Origin of the sequence: Providencia huaxiensis, assembly GCF_002843235.3 — a bacterium.
GTDB lineage: Bacteria > Pseudomonadota > Gammaproteobacteria > Enterobacterales > Enterobacteriaceae > Providencia > Providencia huaxiensis.
This window is the reverse complement of the sequence record NZ_CP031123.2, coordinates 3,483,697-3,506,624: the sequence shown is the minus strand read 5'-3', so window position 1 is coordinate 3,506,624 and position 22,928 is coordinate 3,483,697. Positions and strand designations below refer to the sequence as shown.

The following is a 22,928-nucleotide window of genomic DNA, read 5'->3' as shown; positions in this document are numbered from 1 at the left end:
CAGTCTTCATCAGTTACACAGTCATCTATTCCACAATCATCTATTCCACAATATAGTATTCGTGGTCATAATATTTGGGGCTTTAAAGATATGGCCCACTTTTTAGACTACTTATTTGCTGATGGGAAAACGAAAACGGGAACACTCGTTGCGATTAATGCAGAAAAAGTGATGATCGCTGAACAAGATACGGCTTTAAATACATTACTAGGCCAAGCCGAATATTTGTATGCTGATGGAATTAGTATTGTCCGTGCTATTCGCCGTAAATATCCCCAAGCTGAAGTTTCCCGCGTGGCTGGTGCTGACTTATGGGAAGGCTTAATGGAAAGAGCCGGTAAAGAAGGTACGCCGGTTTTCTTAGTGGGTGGCAAACCAGAAATCCTAGAACAAACCGAAAGCAAGCTGCGCTCGCAGTGGAATGTGAACATTGTTGGCTCGCAAAACGGTTATTTTACTGCTGAAGACCGAAGTGCATTGTTCGAACGTATTCGTACAAGTGGTGCCAAAATTGTTACTGTTGCGATGGGTTCCCCGAAACAAGAACTGTTCATGCGTGATTGCCGAACAGTCCACCCTGATGCGTTATATATGGGTGTTGGGGGGACTTATGATGTGTTTACAGGGCATGTTAAACGCGCCCCGAAAGTTTGGCAAAACTTAGGTCTGGAATGGTTGTATCGCTTATTATCTCAACCTTCTCGTATTACTCGTCAGTTTAAATTACTGAAATTTTTAGGCTACTATTACGGTGGCAAGCTGTAATTTTTGTAATTATTTGATTTTTATCGTTATTATCGATGTATTTTACTGACCGCAAGTAGGCTTAAACTTTTGCTTGCGGTCTGAATTCTCCGAATTACTGGTCTCTTCCTTCAAATATTTCTATAATCCCTCAAAAATAATCATATTCGCACCAGTTTGTGCTTAATCTTGCGGCTATGGCATTTTTTTAATCGCCTAATTAATGCTTTTCAAATAATTGCAGTGATTATTACTAACTGAGTTTCAATTAAAACTGCATTTTAAATATCTAACTTTGACAGGGGTATGTATGGGAAATCCACAGCAGGGGCTTCAACGTGGGTTAGAAGCACGCCATATCGAGCTGATTGCGCTCGGTGGAACTATTGGCGTTGGGTTATTTATGGGATCCGCCAGTACACTAAAATGGGCGGGACCTTCTGTTTTACTGGCTTATATCATCGCAGGAATTTTTGTTTTCTTCATTATGCGCTCAATGGGGGAAATGCTATTTCTTGAGCCTGTAACGGGTTCTTTTGCTTCGTTTGGTTATAAATATTTAAGTCCATTTTGGGGATGTCTCACCGCATGGGGCTACTGGTTTATGTGGGTGGCTGTCGGTATTTCTGAGATCACGGCCATTGGCGTATATGCCGAATATTGGTTCCCTGATGTGCCGCAATGGATTTTTGCCATTATTGCAGTGGTATTAGTGGCATTAGCTAACTTAGCCGCTGTACGGCTGTATGGAGAGCTTGAGTTCTGGTTTGCCATGATCAAAGTGACCACGATTGTGGTGATGATTTTAATTGGTTTAGGACTGATTTTTTTTGGTCTGGGTAATAACTTTGAGCCGATTGGGCTTGCGAACCTTACCGAACATGGTGGTTTCTTTGCCGGGGGCTGGAAAGGCTTCTTATTTGCTTTGTGTATCGTTGTGGCCTCTTATCAAGGGGTTGAGCTGGTTGGGATCACTGCGGGTGAGGCGAAAAATCCTCAAGTCACGTTAAGAAAGGCGATCAATAATATTTTATGGCGCATATTAATTTTTTATGTGGGCGCTATCTTTATTGTTGTAACGCTGTTTCCGTGGACTGAAGTGGGTTCTCAAGGTAGTCCATTTGTTCTCACCTTTGCGAAAGTCGGTATTGTATCTGCCGCAGCGGTGATTAACTTTGTGGTGTTAACCGCAGCGTTATCTGGCTGTAATAGCGGGATGTATAGTGGTGGACGGATGCTGTATGCCTTAGCGCAAAATAAACAGTTGCCTCGCTCATTATTGAAATTAACAAAGAACGGTGTGCCGGCACGTTGTGTAGGTTTTACTATCCTTTGCTTAGTGGCCGGATCAAGCCTGAATTACATCATACCGAATCCAGAGAAAGTCTTTGTGTATGTCTATAGTGCGAGTGTGTTACCCGGAATGGTGCCTTGGCTAGTGCTATTGACCAGTCAAATCCGTTTTCGACAACAAAACAAAGAAAAACTTATCGGACACCCTTTCAAATCGATTCTTTTTCCGTGGGTTAACTATGTAACCTTACTATTTTTAGCCTGCGTTTTGGTTGGAATGGCGATTAACCCAGATACTCGCTTATCTTTAATCGTGGGAGCTATCTTTTTAGGGGGCGTTTCCCTGCTTTATTTCATCATTCGTCTGTTCAATAACCGTAATGCAAAAGTTTAATCGCCGTATTTTGGTTGATTTTTATTAGCGGTACAGTGAAAAGAGGGTAAATATGCTCTCTTTCTCGACGAAATGGATAAAAGGCAAGCAATCGATATTTTTATTTCAAAAAGGACTAGACAGAAGGAGGATAAATCCGTACTATCCTCTCCCGCAACGGCGTTAAGCGCCCGTAGCTCAGCTGGATAGAGCGCTGCCCTCCGGAGGCAGAGGTCTCAGGTTCGAATCCTGTCGGGCGCACCAGTTTTAGCGCTTCGCTACGGTTGGCAAAATGACGTTGTATGTAGTAATATAGCAACGCTTTGAAAAAAGTGAAGTTATGGTGGCTATAGCTCAGTTGGTAGAGCCCTGGATTGTGATTCCAGTTGTCGTGGGTTCGAGTCCCATTAGCCACCCCATTTTTTTGTGATATTGCGAGGGTGGCGGAATTGGTAGACGCGCTAGCTTCAGGTGTTAGTGTCCTATGGACGTGGGGGTTCAAGTCCCCCCTTTCGCACCACGAAGAAATGTAATGAGTACTAAAAAATTCGGCGAGTAGCGCAGCTTGGTAGCGCAACTGGTTTGGGACCAGTGGGTCGGAGGTTCGAATCCTCTCTCGCCGACCAATTTAAAGAAACCCGTCTTAATCGACGGGTTTTTTGCTTTCTATTCTTATACTTTCATACTTCATACTTCATACTTCATACTTCATACTTCATACTTCATACTTCATACTTCATACTTCATACTTCAAACCGTGTGTTGTTGGCTATGTTCAGCTACCTAGGTCACATACTTATGTATGTTCATCGGGATATCTTCATTTGCGGTTTAGCCATAACTAGAATTATCTAGAGTATATTCAGGGTGTTTTTCAATTAGTGACTGGATATAGTTAATTGCTTGTTTTTATTTGTAATTTAACAGGCTATCTCGCTAGTGTCGTAGAATAGATACAATCCATTATATTGATGTCGCCAAAAGGCGACATATTACCTATTGATTTATAAGAAAATATAAATAACTCATTTATGGTGTCTCTAAACTGCGACAAAATAGTACAGCAAGATATGGGCAACAGATGCGTACATTCTTTAATGTTAGAGAGGTTGACTTCCAAGAAGAAAAATTATGTGTAAAACCGGAGGGATGAGAGAGAAGTTAAAAGAGCGAGCTTAAAAAATATCATTTAAAAAAAGTTGGCATGCATTGTGCATTATTCTATATGTAGATGCTCATCTCACTTCTTATGACAGCGAAGCTTCATAAACCCAGAGATGACGCAAAGCCGATTATCGGTGCCTATTGTCCAACTTAGATGATCAAGAGCTCATCCTCTTACCATCAACGAACGGGCGAAACGTTGAGTGAGGCACCATCCGTCTGTAGACCTGATTGTATTTTACACCTGCCTTGTGCAGGTGTTTTTTTTGTCTATACAAAATACTTAGCCCCTTAGAAAATAACTAAGAGGCTGAAAATAAAACAGGTATTAGCTTCTACCTTTACTAAACCACTTACTGAACCAGCGAGTAATATAGGTATAGCAGAGGATAATGAATGTAATAATGAAAATGTCTTTACTAAGATCTTCGGTGTTAAACCCAATAACCATAATAAAAACAAAAGGTGATAATACTAGCAGCAGAAGATCAAAGAATATTTGTAAACGGTTTGGGGTTGCAATAATCCAGCGCCAAATAGTTTTAATTACATTCATATCGATATCCCTAATTCATTCAAAACAAAGATGTATATAAAGCTTTATACACTATGTGTTTATTTTATAACATAGCCAAGTGTGTTTTGCTGATCCTTAAATAACGATTATTGATTAAACATTGAGTTATTGATCTGTAATGTTGCCAATCATAAACCTCATATTCTCTTTTTATGATGATTTAATGCGATTAAAGCAATGCATTTAAATTGTTTTCTGTGTTTTTATTTGGGAAGGTAAATGTAGTTGCAGTTAAGCTTATGAATAAAAAAACTCCACTAAAATAAGTGGAGTTTTTAGAAGAGGCTAAACAAGAGTATTAGTTTCGTTCTTGTTTTAATGAGTGGTTTAATGCGTCTTGGCGAATTTTTGCCGCATCGCTAGGCTTATGTTGTTTGTCAAACGCATCGGCTAACCATGATGCATCCTGCACATCAAAACGTTGAGCCAAAGCAGCTTTAAAGTAGGTTTCTGCTTTGTCCCATTGGGCGTGTTGTAGCGACAAAACGCCCAATGTACTGTTGAGTAATGGGGTGGCACCGTTTTGTTTTTGCAGATGTAAAAGGGTTTTTTCGATAACTTCAGGGCGTTCACTGTTAAGTTTCGGTACTAACAGAAGCAAGCGTTCATCATATTGCTGTTTTAAGCCATCAATAATTATTTTTTCTGCACTTGCAGTATCACCACATTCAATTAAATGTTCAGCTAAGAAAGCTTGCAATGCGGTTTCATGACGAACTCGGCGAGGCTGTGCTTTCCACCAAGCTTTTAGCCCATCACTACCCCCTTCAGCCATATATTGGTTCATCAGCCCTTTGTAAGCCTTTAATTTCAGTGCATCGAGCTCATCTTCATTGTGTAACTGTACTTTGGCCATGACCGGAAGTAATTCAATCAGCGACTGGTAAGCGCCTGAACGTAAGTAAGCTTGTTCCGCGAGGCGCAGTACTTCGGGGTGCCTTGGAGCTTTGTCGAGAAGTTTATCAATGCCATTACGAGCAGCATGGACTTCCCCTTCCGCTAATTGGATACGGACACGGCTGATATCAACGGGAAGTTGGTCACTTCCCGCGGCTTCTGCGGCTCTATCTAAGTACTGGTGAGTGCGATATTCATCACCACGTTGTTGAGCGGCTTCAGCTGCCATTAGGTAGTTAATCACGGGTTGTTGAGAGAAATCAGCATGTTTGCTCATTAACTTTTCAACCTGTTCGAAATCACCTTCTGCTAATTTCAATAGCGCTTTTTGTGTTTGAGTATGTGCTTTGTGGTATTTACGACCACTTACCCAACCTCTGGTACGTGATGTTGTACTGATAAAGCGACGATAGCACCAACCGAGGAACAACAGCACAAATTGGAGCAGGATAAAGCCTAAAACGAGGCTGGTTACACTGGTTGTGATGTCATAATTGTCAGTACGAATAAAAACATAACCTTGGTGACCTGCTAATAATGGGCCTAAGATCACCCCGGCAATAAGTACTATAAATAGGATCAGGACTTTTATCATAATTACCCCCTATTGCCAGCAGGCTCTGCTGATTCAAAAGGGTGAGGATTATCAGCTGATTCTGCTTTTTGTGTATCCGTGGCAGGAACTGCGGCATCGGCCGCCGCCTCTGTTGACACTTCAGGCGCATCCGCTGCGGCATCAACAGCACCATCGTTAACTTTTGTGTTGTCTGACGACTGAGAAAGTAAGCTGCGAACCCGAGTTTGCATGACTTTGTCTAGCTTCTCTTGGCTTTCTAAGGTGTCAGGCATTTCAATGTCAATCGGCTGATTGATTAAGTCATCAATGGTTGATAAGAACGCTTTAGTTTCAGGCGCTTCAGTATCAAAATAGGCTCTTACCCATGTCGAAGCTTGTTCTAATGACTGTTTGTAAGTGGCTTCTTGATAACGGGGTACAGCTTGCGCTGCGATTAATAATTGAGAACGAATGTTTTCACGTAGGTAAATATCTTGGTTTGGGGCTAGAAGCGGGGCTTCTGAGCCATCACGAGCTCGTACTGTGACAAAGTCATTTGCAAAACTTTTCCAGCTACGCGCCAAATTTTGTTTCCAATCTGAGATGTCATCGCTAACGTCAGCGTTGTCTTCACTTTTCGCGTCGCCACTGTTTAAATCCGCTAATCGTAAGTTATCGACTTCATTACTTAGCTGGTTTAAACGTAAAATAATACCGTCATAGTCAACTTGGTTGATCGCAGCTAATTTAGCCATATCACTGTTAATTGACCTACGAATGTCGAGTAGGCTCGGGTCATTCATTTCTGCCAGACTTGAGTCTGCACTTTTTAACAGAACGGCTGCGGTTACTGGGTCGCGGTCATTCCACAGCTTTCTTCCTGCCATTTTGACCATAAAGTCAGCTTGGGCCAGTAGCCAACTCTTCACATCAGCGCTGGACAATGCCGTGACGTGTGCTTGCAACTCTTGCATGCGACGGTTGAGGTTCTCTTCATATTCACGAGAATGGCTTTTTATTTCAGAATTAGCCGCAATTAGTGCGTCTAACCGTTGCCTGTCTGAGTTTTGTTGTTCGACTAAGTCACTTAGCTTTTGCTTTAATTCATTGTTTTCATTAGCTAAATTAATATTGCTTTGTTGGGTGAAATAGTACAACCCACCGCCAATAGCGATGATAATAGCGATAGCAATTACACCGCCTATCAGACCAGAACGTTTTTGTTCCGAAGAAGGTTTAGTTTTTGGGCGCTGTTGTTCTGCGCCAGCTTCTGGGGTAACCGTCTCGGTTGTTTTATCGTGTTCCGTCATAAATTAGCATCCCATATCGATTGAAATTAATGCTTCTAATAAAGCATTATTATCTGCGCTATTAGCTACACAGACCTTTTGCCATCCACTTTTGCGGGCTTGGTCTGCAATCCGTTCACTGACGACAAGTAGGCGGCGGGAAAACCACCAAGTTTGGTATTCTTCAGTGATTAATTCTTCTAACAAGGCTAACATTTGACCACTAGTGATCACAACATCGGTAATACCGGTTTGAAACCATTGGTCATTGAACTGGGTTTTATCATAATGAACAGGGTGCCTTGCATAACATTCACAATAATCGACTTGTGCGCCACGAGACCTTAATGTCGATGCAAGCAGTTCTCTTCCGCCATTTCCACGCAATAACAGGGCTTTTTTCTCTTCAAGAAACTGCAAATCCGAATGGGTTAGGAGTACTTCACTAGTTTCCCCTTGCTCTGCCCAACGTACATTTTTACCGGTTATCCGTTGAAAAAACTGCCCTGTAGAACGACCAATTGCATAGTAAGATAACTTATCTGACCAGCTACGGGCCATTTGTTCAAGCGTTAAATTTGCGTATTCGACTGCATTTTTAGATAAAAGAAAGACTAAATCATTCACAGTAAGGCTATCAAGTTGAGAAATAAGGGTATTTAATTCAGCGCCGGGGCCAATGTGAATTAAAGGGGAGGAGAAGGCTTCTCCCCCTTTGGCAGTGATTGCCGTGATCAGCTCTGAACCTGCAGGCTCAGGGCGAGTGACAAGCACTTTCATGCAGGCGGGTTTCCTTGATAGACATCCGCCAAAATTTCCCTTGCACCACGCTCAAGTAATTCTTCAGCCAATGATACCCCTGCTTGGTTAGCTTCGCTTGGAGAAACGAGCCGTTCCCCACGAATAATCACGCTGCCGTCTGGGGCTCCCACCAAGGCACGCAGCCATATTTTGTCATCTTGCCAAATAGCATAACTGCCAATGGGGACTTGGCAACCGCCTTCAAGGCGCATATTCATCGCACGCTCAGCAAGGACACAGGTTGAGGTTGCGTTATTATTTAGCTTCGCAAGTAACTCACGGGTTTTACTGTCATTTAAACGGCATTCGATACCGACCGCTCCTTGGCCTACCGCAGGTAAGCACTGTTCTGGAGCGAGGGCGGTTTTAATTCGCATTTCTAACCCCAAACGTTTTAACCCTGCAACGGCCAAAATAATAGCGTCATATTCACCGTTATCTAATTTTGATAGGCGTGTTCCTACATTGCCGCGTAAGTCGCGAATGACTAAATCAGGGCGGAGTTCCCTTAATTGGCATTGACGGCGTAAACTCGATGTCCCGACGATGCAGCCCTCTGGCAATGCATCAAGACTATCGTAGTGGTTTGAAACAAAGGCATCTCGAGGGTCTTCACGTTCACAAATCGTGACTAACCCTAAGCCTTCAGGAAATTCAACAGGGACATCTTTCATCGAGTGAACGGCAATGTCAGCGCGCCCTTCCAATAAAGCAAGTTCTAGCTCTTTGACGAACAGCCCTTTTCCGCCAACTTTCGCGAGAGGTGTATCAAGGATGATGTCGCCTTTTGTCACCATAGGGACTAATTCAACCTGTAAGCCCGGGTGAAGCTGCTCTAATTTGTCTTTGACAAAGTGTGCTTGCCATAGGGCTAGAGGACTTTTGCGCGTTGCAATACGCACGATATTTGTTGATGTCATTTTTACTGTTTTCTCTGGCGAAGAATGCCGCAGATTAACCATACAATTGGCATTAGTTTTAACATGTTAAGGATATTTTTTCCAGTTAGGTGAAAAAAACCTCTTTGAATCGTTTATCACCGATTCACTTTTTCTACCATGATGCAAGAAAGAGATTCAAAATGAGATGACCTAGAACTGCTATTAAGTGATTTCTTTAGCTTATCGTGCTATTTTTTGCGTGGAACATTCTGTGTTTTCTGTTAATTCGTGTTGAAGCGTGTAAGCACAGACGCTGTGCGTATTGTACTTAATATCATTCTATTTTGCTTTTTTACTAAACAACTGGGTAAAAAGAAATTATTCCATTGAAAAACAAGGGATATTTTACAGATTAAAAAATAAAAAGCCTTTTTATACAATATGTTGAAAAGCATTTTGTATCAAAAATAAGCGCGTAAAATTATGTGATCTACTTTACCCTTTTGATGCAAGGTGTTAAATTGATCACGTTTCCGACAATCCATTTGAAAATTATTTTAAATCTATCTCTATCTGTTGGGTGCTGGGAAATTCTCCGGTTTGTATTACTTTCATTCAATCAGGCGTAACCTTTGTATCTCTATATTGAAACCTTAAAACAAAGACTGGATGCGATAAACCAATTACGGTTGGAACGTGCAACAGCTTCTATGAGTGAAGCCTTCTCGAAGGTTTATAGCTTGCTGCCTGTCTTGTTTCATTATCATCATCCAATGATACCTGGTTTTATTGAAGGTAATGTGCCTCATGGTGTCTGTTTTTTCTCTCCTGATACAGAGCAAAAAAAATGGTTGGAACCTTTTGCGCGTTTTCTGCCCACGATTGAAACCGAAACGAATGGTGAATTACCGATTACGGGTATTTACTCAATGGGGAGTACTTCATCTGTTGGGCAAAGTCAGTGTTCAGATATCGACGTTTGGGTTTGTCATCCTTCTTGGTTAGACCACGAAGAAAAACGTTTTTTGCAAAAGAAGTGCACCTTAATTGAACAGTGGGCAGCGTCTTTAGGCATTGATGTCACTGTTTTTCTAATCGATGAAAATCGTTTTCGTCATCATGCCAGTGGGCATATAGGTGGGGAGAACTGTGGTTCAACGCAACACATTCTATTATTAGATGAATTTTATCGAACTGCTGTGCGTATGGCGGGTAAACGTTTGCTGTGGACCATGGTACCGGTTGAAGAAGAGCAGCATTACGATGAATATGTTATGGGGTTATATGCACAAGGCGTGCTAACGCCTAATGAATGGCTTGATTTAGGCGGGTTAAGCGAACTTTCTGCTGCGGAATATTTCGGTGCAAGCCTATGGCAGTTGTACAAAAGTGTCGATTCCCCCTATAAAGCCGTGTTGAAGAGTATCTTGCTGGAGTCCTATTCATGGGACTATCCCAATGGCAAACTATTAGCGATGGAGTTTAAGCGTCATTTACATGCTGGCGAAATCGTGTGTTACGGCTTGGATTCATACTGTTTAATGTTAGAGCGAGTGACACGTTACCTGACTGAAATTAATGATTTAACTCGCCTTGATCTTATCCGTCGCTGTTTCTACTTGAAAGTGTGTGAAAAACTGTCTGAAGAAGACGCTAACACGTGCTCAGGCTGGCGCCGTGATGTGTTGTCTCAGTTGGTTGAATCATGGGGGTGGGGATCAGCGCGTTTGTCGATACTCGATACGCGTAATCAGTGGAAAATTGAGCGTGTCCGTGAGGCGCATAACGAGTTACTTGACACGATGATGCAAAGTTATCGTAATCTTATTCGTTTTGCGCGTAGAAATAATTTAAGTGTTAGTGCAAGCCCACAAGATATTGGGGTATTAACCCGTAAATTATATGCGGCTTTTGAGGCCCTTCCTGGTAAGGTGACATTAGTTAACCCCCAAATTTCACCTGATTTAAGCGAAGCGCATCTCACCTTTATTTATGTACCAGAAGGGCGCGCGAACCGGAGTGGTTGGTATCTGTATAACCAAGCACCAAATATTGATGCTATTATTGGGCATCAACCTCTTGAATATAACCGCTATTTAAATAAATTAGTGGCGTGGGCGTATTTTAATGGTCTGCTGACTGAGACAACCCAAGTTTATATGCATAATGGGAAATCCCAGTGTGATGAACGAAAACTGCTTGAGCTAATGCACGATGTTTCAAGTCATTTTCCTATCAGGTTGCCCGCCCCAACGCCAAAAGCGCTTTATAGCCCGTGTGAAATTCGCCATCTTGCAATCATTGTTAATTTAGAAAAAGACCCAACACAGGTATATTCAGAGCAAGTCGTTCATGTTGATTTTAGAAAACTGGATATTTTCAGTTTTGGCGAATCACAACAATGCCTGATCGGTAGCATTGATTTGTTATATCGCAATTCGTGGAATGAGGTAAGAACGCTACATTTCAGCGGAGAACAGTGCATGTTAGAAGCACTTAAGACCATTTTAGGGAAAATGCATCAAGATGCATCGCCTCCTGAAGCGGTCGAGGTGTTTTGTTATAGTGAGCACTTACGTGGGTTGATTCGTACCCGTGTACAACAGCTAATATCTGAGTGTGTTGAATTACGTTTATCGAGCAACCGAAATGACCCTGGGCGTTTTAAAGCATTACGTATCGCGGGGCAAACGTGGGGTTTATTCTTTGAGCGCCTGAATGTATCCGTACAAAAACTTGAGAATGCGGTTGAGTTCTATGGGGCTATCTCCCATAACAAGCTGCATGGCTGGCCAGTTAAACTTCAGGCGAAGAGTGACAACCATTTGCCTGCCGTTGTTGATGGCTATGCGAGTGAAGGGATTGTACAGTTTTTCTTTGAAAATACCGCAGACAATACCGGTTTTAATATTTATGTTTTAGATGAAGCGAATCGGGTTGAAATTTATTCCCACTGTGAAGGGTCGAAAGAAGATCTTGTCCGTGATGTGAGTAAATTCTATTCTTCTTCCCACGACCGGTTTACCTATGGTGCAAACTTTATCAACTTCAATTTACCGCAATTTTACCAAATCATTAATCAAGACGGTAAAAACCAAGTTGTTGCATTTTCTGGCGGGACATGGCCATTTACGGCAGAAGATGATGACATTGGGTATGAAATGCATTCGAGCCAACCGCAGCACCCACAAGCGCACTATTATTGATGGTAGGCAGTATAACGCTGCCCACCGTCTAAACTCGTAACGCTTAGAATGAAAAGGGCTCTTGGCTTTGAAAAGCAATTGCCTCGGCTAGTTTAGTCTTAAATTCATGCCCTGAGCGGTCACAAATCCAATGACCTTGTTTATAATCATAATGGTACCCACCCTGTTTAGTTGCTAACCATATTTGGTGGAATGCCTCTTGTTTGTTGATAATAATTTTACTGCCATCTTCAAAACTAAGCGTCATCACACCACCATTGATTTCACAATCAATATCGGCATCACCCTCATAGTTATCTAAATGCTCTTCGATGCTGCTTAGTAGCGTTTCGGCTAGCTGATGAAATTCGCTGTCATTCACGATTAATTTCCTGTTTGCTCACAATGGTTTAATTGAAATTATTATTGTTAATTGAAATTATAGGAGGGAACCTACATTGGGGTCAATCTAAGCATACCCACTAAAAATTTCAGACTAAATTTAGCCTAAAGTATATAATATCAGCATGCTGGATAAACAGGCGTGATTTGCGAGGCCACTCCTGTTATTGTGTAAAATATCAGATGTCAAAAGTAAGTATTACGGGCGAAAAAGAATGAAAAAAAGTTTAATTGGGCTTAGTGCACTAGTTGTTTTATTTACCCTTTCTGGCTGTGGCTTAAAAGGCCCGTTGTATTTTCCGCCGGAAGAAACTGCAGCTCTGGCTAAGGCATCTGATGTGCAACCTACCGCACAAGACAGTACTGCCAAAGAGCCGGCTCAAACCACAAATAATCAGTAAGTCGCCTCAATGGAGCGTGAAATGCAATTTTCTAAAATGCATGGCTTAGGCAATGACTTCATGGTTGTCGATGGTGTTACACAAAATGTGTATTTTTCGCCTGAATTGATTTGTCGGTTAGCAGATAGGCACACAGGCGTTGGGTTCGATCAACTACTATTAGTTGAAGCTCCTTATGACCCTGACCTTGATTTTCATTATCGTATTTTTAATGCGGATGGCAGTGAAGTTGCACAATGTGGCAATGGAGCCCGTTGTTTTGCTCGTTTTGTTAGGCTCAAAGGCTTAACGAATAAGCAAAAAATTAAAGTCAGTACTCAGTCCGGCCGTATGACATTAACCATAAATGAGAATGATGATGTCAGCGTTAATATGGGCGAACCTGATTTTGAACCGCAGAGAGTACCATTTCGCGCCGTCAAAGAAGAAAAGACCTATATTATTCGAGCACAAGAACGTACAGTGTTGTGTGGGGTTGTCTCAATGGGTAACCCGCATTGTGTGATTCAAGTTGAAAGTATTCATACGGCAGAAGTCGAAGTTTTAGGTCCCGCTTTAGAAAATCATGAGCGTTTTCCAGAACGTGCCAATATTGGTTTTATGGAAATTATCAGCGCTGACCACATTCGCTTGCGTGTTTATGAACGCGGGGCTGGGGAAACTCAAGCTTGTGGTAGCGGAGCATGCGCGGCTGTCGCAGTTGGAATTACTCAAGGGCTACTGGCGAAGCGGGTCAAAGTCGATTTGCCGGGGGGCTCATTAGATATCGCGTGGGAAGGCCCAGGGTCGCCACTTTATATGACAGGCCCTGCAACGCATGTTTATGACGGAGTCATTCAACTCTAATTTTGAATAGCTGAAGAGGGAAAAATGGATAAAACCAAAAAAGCACAGGAGTTGGTTCATCAGATTGATGAGCTTGATGTCGTGCGCTACTTAACGGAAAACCCCTATTTTTTTCTTCGTAATGCACAACTGTTGGAGCAACTAAAAGTCCCACATGTCGTGCGGGAAGCGATTTCATTGCCTGAGTTAGTGATGAGCCGTCAACGGTTGAAAATCAAAGAGCTCGAACAAGATATTCGTTTTATGGTTGAACAAGCCCATGAAAATGTGGAGCTTTTTGAAGAGTTGTTAGTGTTGGTGATTGAAATGTCATCAGCAGAAAGTTTACAGCAAATGCTGTTAGCACTAAATCGTTGGGCAAAAAGGCTGGGTTTATCTGGTGCTCAGGTACGCTTGTTTAGTGATAGCTGGCATTTGTCCGCACCTATGGATGCACATCAATTAGTTATTTCGCGTCGTGTCTTTGAACCCGTAAGAATTCAACGGTTTGGCGATAACCGTAACTACCTCGGTCGGCTAAATGGCCCTGAAATCCAACTACTTTTACCAGATGCATTAAATGTCGGCTCAGTCGCTATTTCACTGTTTGGTCATCACGGTGAATCAGGTATGGTCATTTTTACTAGCCGGGATCGTGAACACTATCAACATGATATGGGAACAGTCATGTTGGAAAAAGTCGCTCAAATTCTACCGAGGTTATTATGCCAATGGATAGAACGCCTGTAAAAAATCAGCCAGAAGGGCTGATGAGCCAAATTGAAGCTTTTCTGCATTATTTGCGAGTTGAACGCCGGCTAAGCCCTGTCACTATCACTAATTATCGCCGCCAACTCAGCGTTATCGTGGAAATGTTAGCCTCCTTAAATATCCACGAATGGCAAAAAGTGGATGCGACTATTGTGCGCAATGTTGCCGCTAAAAGTCGTAAATCGGGCTTGCAAGCGGCAAGTATGGCGTTGCGGTTATCATCGCTACGTAGTTTTTTTGATTGGATGGTTCATCAAGGGGAACTACCAGCAAACCCGGCAAAAGCAATCCATGCCCCTAAATCTAAAAAGCGTCTCCCTAAAAATATGGATGTGGATGAAGTTTCCCAACTGTTGAATATGGATAGTGGCGACCCCCTTGTTGTACGTGACCGAACAATGCTTGAAGTGATGTACGGTGCGGGGTTACGGTTATCTGAGCTCGTTGGGCTGGACGTTCGTCATCTTGATTTAAATACGGGTGAAGTGTGGGTGATGGGAAAAGGGAGCAAAGAGCGCAGAGTGCCAATGGGTAAAACAGCGGTGAGCTGGCTGCAGCGTTGGCTTGAGATGCGAGAACTCTATGACCCAGAAGATGACGCTGTTTTTATCTCAACCCAAAGCGGTAAACGTATTTCGAATAGGAACGTACAGAAACGTTTTGAGCAATGGGGAATAAAACAAGGGGTTAATAGCCACATTAATCCCCATAAATTACGCCACTCTTTTGCGACACATATCCTTGAATCAAGTGGGAATTTACGTGGAGTGCAAGAACTTCTTGGGCATGCAAATTTATCGACGACACAAATCTATACGCACCTTGATTTTCAGCACTTAGCAAACGTTTATGATGTGGCTCATCCGAGAGCAAAGAGGGAGAAACCTTAATGCATTTTTACCGTCCGTTATCACCCATTTTGGCGATCACGTTTGATTTGGATGACACGCTTTACGATAACCATCCCGTTATTGATAAAACGGAAGAAGAAGTTTTACGTTTTGTTCGTGAATATGACCCGCGCTTTAATCATTTTAATAATGAAGATCTTTATGCTTTTCGGCGTCTTGTTGAAGAACAAGAGCCTGATATTTATCATGATATATCACGCTGGCGTTGGCTTTCTTCCAAAATGATGCTTTGCCATTATGGTTACTCGAAAGACGCCGCACAAAAAGGGGCGGATGATATCATGGCGCACTTCACATATTGGCGAAATAGAATCGATATCCCGCAATCCACCCATGAAACACTGCGTCAGCTCGCAGAGAAAGTTCCGCTGGTGGCGATTACTAATGGAAATGCAGAACCTGAAGCATGTGGGTTAGGCCAATATTTTCAATTTGTATTGAAAGCAGGGCCCGACGGCCGCTCAAAGCCATTTTGTGATATGTACCGTTTAGCTGCGAAGCGGCTTGAGATGGAGCCACAGTTTATTCTTCATGTTGGGGATAACTTGCTGACGGATGTTGAAGGTGCAATTAACAGCGGCATGCAAGCCTGCTGGATCAACACAAATCAAAAAACACTGATGGAAGAGAAAGAGGTGCGTTTATTACCGCATGTGGAAATTTCGCGGTTGGATTCTCTCTTATCATTGGTATAATCATTTACTGTATAAAAAAACAGTGGCAATCGCCATTGTCAATAACCTCACAGTGGTGTTAGCCACTGTTTTGCTTTGATGGTAACTATGGACGTCTCTTATCTGCTTGAAGGTCTTAATGACAAACAGCGCGAAGCGGTTGCCGCACCGCGTACCAATTTACTTGTCCTTGCGGGGGCGGGTAGTGGTAAAACTCGGGTGCTAGTGCATCGAATCGCATGGCTGATGTCTGTGGAAAATGCTTCTCCATTTTCAATTATGGCAGTGACGTTCACGAACAAAGCAGCGGCAGAGATGCGGCACAGAATCAATCAATTGATTGGAACCAGTGAAGGCGGAATGTGGATAGGAACATTCCACGGCTTAGCGCATCGTTTATTGCGCCAACACTATATGGATGCCAATTTACCCCAAGATTTCCAAATTCTCGATAGCGATGACCAATACCGTTTAATTCGTCGTTTACTTAAAGCGATGAATTTAGATGAAAAACAATGGCCACCACGTCAGGGGATGTGGTACATCAATGGTAAAAAAGATGAGGGTCTGCGTCCTCAGCACATTGAAGCTTACGGAAACCCAGTCGAAGCCACATGGCTAAAAGTATACCAAGCTTACCAAGAAGCCTGTGATAGAGCCGGGCTCGTGGATTTTGCTGAGCTATTATTACGTGCCCATGAACTGTGGTTAAACAAGCCTCATGTATTGCAGCATTATCGTGAGCGTTTTACCAATATTCTTGTCGATGAATTCCAAGATACCAATAATATTCAATATGCATGGATCCGTGTACTCGCGGGGGATACAGGCAAAGTCATGATTGTTGGTGATGATGACCAGTCAATCTATGGTTGGCGTGGCGCTCAAGTCGAAAATATCCAGCGCTTTCTTAATGATTTTCCTGGTGCAGAAACTATCCGTCTTGAGCAAAACTACCGCTCAACGAATAATATATTAAAAGCAGCGAATACATTGATCGCGAATAATAGTGACCGCTTAGGAAAAAATTTATGGACGGAAGGTGGAGATGGCGAGCCAATTTCCCTCTATTGTGCTTTTAATGAGTTAGATGAAGCCCGCTATGTGGTTGGGCGTATTAAGCAATGGCATGAAAATGGGGGAGCTTTACAAGATTGCGCGATGCTGTACCGTAGTAATGCCCAGTCTCGTGTATTGGAAGAAGCGCTCATCCAAAGTGCTATGCCATATCGTATCTATGGTGGGCAACGTTTCTTTGAACGCCAAGAAATCAAAGATGCGCTTTCTTATTTAAGGCTGATCGCAAACCGCAATGATGATGCCTCTTTTGAACGGGTGGTCAATACACCAACACGCGGGATTGGGGACAGAACACTAGATACTGTTCGCCAAACTGCACGGGATCAACAACTGACCTTATGGGAAAGTTGTGAGTACTTACTTCGCGAGCAGGTTTTGGGAGGGCGGGCAGCCGCTGCAATTGAGCGTTTCTTAGAATTAGTCGATGCATTAGCTAAAGAAACCCAAGACATGCCATTACACGTTCAAGCTGATAGAGTGATTAATGACTCAGGCTTACGAGCGATGTATGAGCAAGAAAAAGGTGAAAAAGCACAGGCACGTATTGAAAACTTGGAAGAGCTAGTCAACGCGACTCGTGACTTTAGTTATCAAGATGAAGACCAAGACTTAATGCCACTGCAGGCTTTTCTTTCTCATGCGGCATTGGAAGCGGGGGACGGGCAAGCGGATGTCAGTCAAGATGCGGTTCAATTGATGACTTTGCATTCAGCTAAAGGTCTAGAGTTTCCAGTTGTATTCATTGTGGGAATGGAAGAAGGTATGTTCCCAAGCCAGATGTCGATGGATGAAAGCGGTCGCCTTGAAGAAGAGCGTCGCCTTGCCTATGTCGGTATTACCCGAGCAATGGAAAAACTCACGATCACCTACGCAGAAAGCCGTCGGTTATATGGTAAAGAAGTTTATCACCGTCCTTCACGTTTTATCGGTGAATTACCCACCGAGTGTGTGGAAGAAGTACGTTTAAGAGCGACAGTTTCTCGGCCTGTTAGCCACCAGCGTCTTGGAACCCCGATTAGCCAAAATGATTCGGGTTATTCATTAGGGCAACGAGTGATGCACCCAAAATTTGGTGAAGGCACGATTATTAATTTAGAAGGTAGTGGCGAGCACTGTCGTCTACAAATCGCTTTCCAAGGGCAAGGGATTAAATGGCTGGTGGCTTCTTATGCACGGCTAGAAATGCTGTAGATCTCAATTCAATATAGTACCGCGAAGAATTGCGGTACTAATCTACAAATAAATATAATAGAAATTATATAACACTGAATAATGTATCCTTTATTTTATAAATTAATGATATATTTAAACTGTTTGTTTTTTATTTTAACTTGCGATAATCTTTATTCTCATTTTTGATTTAATTAATTAATGGAGATTATTCATATGGAAAATGAAATTTTTGAAAATATAAATAAAAATCTAGATTTACTTAGGTTGAAAATAGAAAGAGTTAATAAGTTATTAATTAGTGTAAATAATAGTGCTGATGAATCAATAGAGAGAATGGATTCTGTTCGTGAGGGTTTGTTAGTATCTAAAAGGCGTGATTCGGATAAAATTAAAAATACCATGAATACGGTTGAAGTTAAAATAATGAAAAATTTATCTGAGCAGTATAATAAAGTAAAACAAATTTCTGATATGTTATTAAAGCAAGAATCCATGCTTACCGATTTGAAAGAAGAAAATTGGCATTATAGTCAATTTGAAATTGATATATATATCAAGGAAGTCAATCAAGATTTGCAAAATAATGAGAGTTGGAATCAGCCAGAAAATAATTTCAAGAAAATAGATTTTATTAATCATGGCGGATTACGGGGCATGATTTTCACACCTATTTCTAGTTTCAATAGGAAAAGTAATGAGTTAGCTAAAGAGATTTATGAAGTTGAAATGTTAATGAAAGAAATGAATCGAGAGCGTTTAAATATTGAATTACATTTCTTTAAAGATATGAAAATACCTACATCATCGCCTACTCAACTCCAACAGCCAGATACACTCGCTGAGCAAATTGTAGGATTCAAACCGGCTTATGAGAGTAATGCTTCATCAAGTATTGATTCACCAATATTGGATCAAAAACCCATCATTCAAATTAAAGGTTGTGTCGGAAGAACGGCAATGTGTGGAATAACACACTAAAGATATCATCTTGCTAATTGGTTGGGGGGCTCACTGGTTACCGCGAGGCCCCTTAATTAATATCCTATCGAGGGGGGAATTCATTTAGTATCAATATAGTAGATTTCACTCGAAAGCCTGCATTTAGAACGCCTACTTTTAGGATTAATTATCGATATAGTTGTTGAATCATCAAGATTCACGTTTTTTATTTTAATTTTTTCCGACAATAAAGTATAAAATCTTACCTAATAACCATTCTTATATTCATCATGTCTATCAATAAACTCATTGATTCACTTTCCTCACAAGGTTGGTATGTGTGGAACGATTTTCTGACCTTGTCAGATATTAAAACGATAAAACAATGCATACCAAACACATTGCAAGATGCACGTATTGGGCATAGAGATTCATTACAAGGTAATAAAGCTGTTCGCGCTGATCAAACTATTTGGTTAGAGCCTGAAATGGGGGCGCCTATCACCCATTATCTCGATAAAATGGAACAGATAAGGCAAGAGTTGAACTGCCAGCTTTATCTAGGGCTACGTGATTTTGAAACGCATTTCTGCCGTTATCCTAATGGTGGATTTTATAAAAAGCATCTTGATAACCCAAGAGGACAAGGGCGTCGTAAGGTGACTACTGTTTTATATATGAATGAAACATGGCAAACAGGAGATGGCGGTGAACTTGTTGTCTACGACAAAGAAAACAATCAACTGTTTGAACTAGAACCTCGGGCTGGCCGAATGATTTTTTTCATGTCTGAAGAATTTCCACATGAAGTGTTACCGACTCAACAAAAACGAGAAAGCATTGCTGGTTGGTTTTTAACAGAAAAAATACTCTAATCCGTTCAGGCTATTACCACCTCTGACTGAGGTGGCTGATAGAAGTATTCTCATTATTTATACATACAACAAATTTTATAACAGCGGTTTCAATATATTAATTTGATTTTTTGTTTTTCTTGATATTAAAGTTATTCGAGTCTTAGTGTTTTAATATTCAATTATTGACTGTATTTTCTATTCTGTTAATCAATTATATAAAAGGAGTTTATAAATGAACGATACTGATAAATTTGGTTATGGTTCTAAACAATCCCAACAAGGTGTTAGCGTTATAGAGTATGAGCGCCAATTAGAAAAAGCATTGAAGGAATTAAGTGAGAAAAATATAGGCGATACTGTGATAGTTAATTCTAATAATGATATGTCATCATTAATTCAAAATGTAAATCATTTCCCAGCGCAAAAAGACTATTTATCAGTGATTGAAGTAGGCGGTTATTCATCTAAATTGAATAGTTCGATTTTTTATGATTTTAAATAGGTTTATTTTAGAATTCGAATAATTAAATATTCTCTAATATTGCATTAAATTATGTGCCACCCTAATAAGAGGTGGCACTAATTTTACATCAATCGCTTGAATTCATTTCCTAAAAAAGTAATTACTGCGTTTCCTCTTTCTATTTGATAATGAGAATGATGGCGTTGTTTATCCAGATCATTAAGTTGTTGTGACTGGTGCTCATTCAGTTTCCATTGTATTAATTGTTTTGCGAGCTTTTTGTTAGCGTGTTGGCTACGCTCAGATTGCACTTTGACAGTGATCCCCGTGGCTACATGCTTCGCTCTAACCGCAGAGGACGTTTTATTAACATGCTGCCCCCCAGCCCCTTGCGCTTTGGTAAACTCAAATTCAATTTCACTTTCTTCGATAGGTTGAACAGGGGAAAATTGAGTTACACTTAAGAACCAGTTTTTTCGTTTATGCCGTGGCCGAATAGGGCTTTGGCATTGCCACTGGATCGTACCACACCAATTGCTTGCTAAAGGTTCAGCACCTGCACCCTCTAAGCAAACTAGGGCAGACCTCAGCCCTTTTTTAGATGGAAAAGACTCTAAGACATCATAAGTGACATGATATTTTTTAGCCTCTTGCAGAAAGCAGGCAAGAGCCTTTTCGACAGCAATACAGCACTCTTCCGGCCCTTGAGCTGAGGAGAATTGTAATAAGATCATTAACATTCTCCACTGGTTTTGTATGTGATGATGGGTCTAAGGCGTGCAACCACTTGAATGACACCAATATTCACCATACTTTCAATGACAGTATCAATAGATTTATAAGATTGTGGTGCTTCTTCGTAAATCAATTGTTTGTTTGCACAGATAACACGACTACCTAGAGCCGTTCTTGATAATTGAATTGGTGTATATTTATGCGATAAACGCCCTTTACACTCAGTTCGCATCCATTTACGCCCAGCGCCGTGAGCAAGAGAATTCAGACAAACTTCATTCGGCTGTGGGGAAACCAGATAACTGTAATCACCTCGAGAACCTGGGATAACGACTAGCCCGCGATCTGATGGTGTGGCGCCTTTTCGGTGTATCCATCCATCAATACCATTAATTTTACAAGCTTCAACTAGGTTATGATTGAGGTCGAGTATGCGTTTACCCTTAGATTTAACTTGCTGCAGCATACGTAAACCGATCATCTGACGATTTAGCTGGGCAAAATTCAAGGCATTCTGATGTGCTTCCAGATAATCTTTTGCATCTTGAGTACTGTCTATAAGCCCATTATGGCTATGACTTTCTACATGCTGGCGAAGGATTGATTGGCCTAAACCACGAGAGCCACTGTGAACTAATAACAGTAATTGTTGTTTATCTAAGCCACTCATACTGAATAATTCTGTATTTAATATTTCGTCAACAGATTGAAATTCAGCAAAATGATTTCCACCGCCAATAGAACTTAATGATGACATAAAATCATGTGATTGCATGTTATTTGGAACATGCTCTTCAAGCCATGATAAAGGCGCATGATCTGGCATCTCAGAAAGTTGTTTTTCGAGCTTATCGAGGTTAACTTTCGATTTTTTAAGATCAGTTTGGAACAGCGCCATTCCGCAGCCGATGTCATTGCCAACTAACGCGGGATAAAAGCGCTTGGTAGAGAAAAATGCCGCGCCAATCGGGTATCCTCGACCTGGATGAAGATCAGGCATGCCGACAACAGATACCATATCAGGTAAGCTTGCAGTTGTTTGTAATTGTTGGATTGCTTTACTTTCAATCCATGTAGATCCTGTGGCGATATAGCTAACTTGCTGATCCACAGTATGTAAGGTATTGCCCATAAGCTATTAACTCATTTTTAATTGAAAAATAAGGTGAATTAGCAGGCAAAATTAAGAAAATAGATTAACTAACGAGAGTGGTTATTTCTGAGTGTGCCCGCAAAGAGTTTGATTAGTTGTTGTCATGGTAAACCTCCTTGCAGTTAGTAGATGAATAGAAAACGTTGCGGATACTAACGGTAACTTTTTTCTTTTGCAAGCGCAATTTTTAAAATTGCGGATTTTTAGTCTTTTTCTGAAGTTAATATATAAAAACAATATAGAAACAAATAATTTAAATCTATTAATGATATTTTATTTAATAATTTTCAAATAAATAATTAGATGATTAGATTTATATTTTTATTTATTTTAATGGAATTAAGCGTGAGTGAAATATAAAAGTTTGTTATTATTTTTGCGGGTGCTTGAGCCTTTCTGGTTCAAGCATATTAAGTTGGATAAAATATTTGGATTAGAAATGGAAAAGCCCCGTTAGTTATTATTAACCAACGAGGCCCAAACCTAACCCGACAGTTAGGATTGTGCCTCTTAACCATTAAGAGGTCAAGGGAAATGAGCAAGTTCGCAGTGATTGCGTTTGTTTCAGCGTGTATTACCGTGTTTAGTATTTCAGTACTAATGCGAGACAGACTTTGTCTAATTGTCATTAGTCATGGAAATACAGTTGTTCAAACAACGTTTTCTTACGAAGAGTAATGTTGCTTTACGAGGGAATTTATTCCCTCGTAATTTCCCGATTTAATTGTGAGTATTAAGGTTTGGAATTAAGTGCCCAATTAAAAACACCCCAAGATATTATTTA

Annotated in this window: 20 protein-coding genes and 4 tRNA genes; 16 read left to right on the top strand and 8 right to left on the bottom strand. The window is 41.1% G+C overall.

Translation table 11 applies throughout. The features are described from left to right. The first annotated feature begins 27 nt into the window (after positions 1-27). The 6 genes from wecG (at position 28) to CYG50_RS17825 (ending at position 3,036) form a co-directional block, all read left to right on the top strand. On the top strand, positions 28-765 hold the full coding sequence (gene wecG, locus CYG50_RS17850; protein WP_102139909.1) for a lipopolysaccharide N-acetylmannosaminouronosyltransferase: 738 nt from the start codon (positions 28-30) through the stop codon (positions 763-765). A gap of 289 nt (positions 766-1,054) precedes the next feature. Next, positions 1,055-2,431, top strand: coding sequence for a bifunctional threonine/serine APC transporter ThrP (gene thrP / locus CYG50_RS17845; RefSeq protein WP_102139875.1), 1,377 nt, complete (start codon positions 1,055-1,057; stop codon positions 2,429-2,431). Positions 2,432-2,597: 166 nt separating this feature from the next. Further along, positions 2,598-2,674 (top strand) — tRNA-Arg (locus CYG50_RS17840). Between the two features lie 79 nt (positions 2,675-2,753). After that, positions 2,754-2,829 (top strand) — tRNA-His (locus tag CYG50_RS17835). Positions 2,830-2,844: 15 nt separating this feature from the next. Next, positions 2,845-2,930, top strand: a tRNA-Leu gene (locus tag CYG50_RS17830). 29 nt (positions 2,931-2,959) lie between these two features. Next, positions 2,960-3,036: transfer RNA gene (locus tag CYG50_RS17825), tRNA-Pro, on the top strand. Between the two features lie 866 nt (positions 3,037-3,902). Here CYG50_RS17825 and CYG50_RS17820 read toward each other — a convergent pair. The 5 genes from CYG50_RS17820 to hemC all read right to left on the bottom strand — a co-directional run bounded on the left by CYG50_RS17820 (position 3,903) and on the right by hemC (position 8,614). Then, positions 3,903-4,130: a hypothetical protein gene (locus CYG50_RS17820; RefSeq protein WP_102139876.1), complete on the bottom strand. Its 228-nt coding sequence runs from the start codon at positions 4,128-4,130 to the stop codon at positions 3,903-3,905. A 319-nt stretch (positions 4,131-4,449) separates the two neighbouring features. Then, positions 4,450-5,643: a protoheme IX biogenesis protein HemY gene (gene hemY / locus CYG50_RS17815; RefSeq protein WP_102139877.1), complete on the bottom strand. Its 1,194-nt coding sequence runs from the start codon at positions 5,641-5,643 to the stop codon at positions 4,450-4,452. A gap of 2 nt (positions 5,644-5,645) precedes the next feature. Beyond that, positions 5,646-6,914 (bottom strand): uroporphyrinogen-III C-methyltransferase, encoded by a 1,269-nt coding sequence (gene hemX / locus CYG50_RS17810; RefSeq protein WP_102139878.1) that lies wholly within the window; start codon positions 6,912-6,914, stop codon positions 5,646-5,648. Positions 6,915-6,917: 3 nt separating this feature from the next. After that, positions 6,918-7,673 (bottom strand): uroporphyrinogen-III synthase, encoded by a 756-nt coding sequence (locus CYG50_RS17805; RefSeq protein ID WP_102139879.1) that lies wholly within the window; start codon positions 7,671-7,673, stop codon positions 6,918-6,920. Further along, positions 7,670-8,614 (bottom strand): hydroxymethylbilane synthase, encoded by a 945-nt coding sequence (gene hemC, locus CYG50_RS17800; RefSeq protein WP_102139880.1) that lies wholly within the window; start codon positions 8,612-8,614, stop codon positions 7,670-7,672. The genes CYG50_RS17805 and hemC overlap by 4 nt, the downstream gene beginning before the upstream one ends. 593 nt (positions 8,615-9,207) lie before the next feature. Here hemC and CYG50_RS17795 point away from each other — a divergent pair. Then, positions 9,208-11,781, top strand: a complete 2,574-nt coding sequence (locus tag CYG50_RS17795) for a class I adenylate cyclase (protein WP_102139881.1) — start codon at positions 9,208-9,210, stop codon at positions 11,779-11,781. A 43-nt stretch (positions 11,782-11,824) separates the two neighbouring features. Here the strand turns inward: CYG50_RS17795 and cyaY are convergent, their stop codons facing one another. Then, the gene (gene cyaY, locus CYG50_RS17790; protein WP_102139882.1) at positions 11,825-12,142 is read right to left on the bottom strand and encodes an iron donor protein CyaY; all 318 of its coding nucleotides are present in this window, start codon (positions 12,140-12,142) and stop codon (positions 11,825-11,827) included. Between the two features lie 235 nt (positions 12,143-12,377). On the opposite strand from cyaY, the gene lptM reads away from it, so the two are divergent. From lptM to CYG50_RS17745, 9 genes are all read left to right on the top strand, one after another. Beyond that, positions 12,378-12,563 (top strand): LPS translocon maturation chaperone LptM, encoded by a 186-nt coding sequence (gene lptM, locus CYG50_RS17785; protein WP_102139883.1) that lies wholly within the window; start codon positions 12,378-12,380, stop codon positions 12,561-12,563. Between the two features lie 21 nt (positions 12,564-12,584). Next, positions 12,585-13,409: a diaminopimelate epimerase gene (dapF, locus tag CYG50_RS17780; protein WP_102139884.1), complete on the top strand. Its 825-nt coding sequence runs from the start codon at positions 12,585-12,587 to the stop codon at positions 13,407-13,409. A gap of 24 nt (positions 13,410-13,433) precedes the next feature. Continuing rightward, a complete protein-coding gene (locus CYG50_RS17775; RefSeq protein ID WP_102139910.1) occupies positions 13,434-14,138 on the top strand; it encodes a DUF484 family protein in 705 nt (234 codons plus the stop codon). Further along, positions 14,120-15,049, top strand: coding sequence for a tyrosine recombinase XerC (gene xerC, locus CYG50_RS17770; protein ID WP_102139885.1), 930 nt, complete (start codon positions 14,120-14,122; stop codon positions 15,047-15,049). Before CYG50_RS17775 ends, xerC begins: the two co-directional genes overlap by 19 nt. Continuing rightward, the gene (gene yigB, locus CYG50_RS17765) at positions 15,049-15,765 is read left to right on the top strand and encodes a 5-amino-6-(5-phospho-D-ribitylamino)uracil phosphatase YigB (RefSeq protein WP_102139886.1); all 717 of its coding nucleotides are present in this window, start codon (positions 15,049-15,051) and stop codon (positions 15,763-15,765) included. Before xerC ends, yigB begins: the two co-directional genes overlap by 1 nt. Before the next feature lie 87 nt (positions 15,766-15,852). After that, the gene (gene uvrD / locus CYG50_RS17760) at positions 15,853-18,015 is read left to right on the top strand and encodes a DNA helicase II (protein WP_446000197.1); all 2,163 of its coding nucleotides are present in this window, start codon (positions 15,853-15,855) and stop codon (positions 18,013-18,015) included. A gap of 195 nt (positions 18,016-18,210) precedes the next feature. Beyond that, positions 18,211-18,975, top strand: coding sequence for a hypothetical protein (locus tag CYG50_RS17755; protein WP_102139888.1), 765 nt, complete (start codon positions 18,211-18,213; stop codon positions 18,973-18,975). Between the two features lie 251 nt (positions 18,976-19,226). After that, positions 19,227-19,811 carry a 2OG-Fe(II) oxygenase gene (locus CYG50_RS17750; protein WP_102139889.1) on the top strand — a complete coding sequence of 195 codons (585 nt, stop codon included), beginning with the start codon at positions 19,227-19,229 and terminating at the stop codon, positions 19,809-19,811. A 214-nt stretch (positions 19,812-20,025) separates the two neighbouring features. Then, a complete protein-coding gene (locus CYG50_RS17745) occupies positions 20,026-20,295 on the top strand; it encodes a hypothetical protein (protein WP_102139890.1) in 270 nt (89 codons plus the stop codon). Between the two features lie 83 nt (positions 20,296-20,378). Here the strand turns inward: CYG50_RS17745 and prfH are convergent, their stop codons facing one another. Next, positions 20,379-20,990: a peptide chain release factor H gene (prfH, locus tag CYG50_RS17740; RefSeq protein WP_102139891.1), complete on the bottom strand. Its 612-nt coding sequence runs from the start codon at positions 20,988-20,990 to the stop codon at positions 20,379-20,381. Then, positions 20,990-22,123, bottom strand: a complete 1,134-nt coding sequence (locus CYG50_RS17735; RefSeq protein WP_102139892.1) for an RNA ligase RtcB family protein — start codon at positions 22,121-22,123, stop codon at positions 20,990-20,992. The genes prfH and CYG50_RS17735 overlap by 1 nt, the downstream gene beginning before the upstream one ends. Positions 22,124-22,928: the final 805 nt, after the last annotated feature.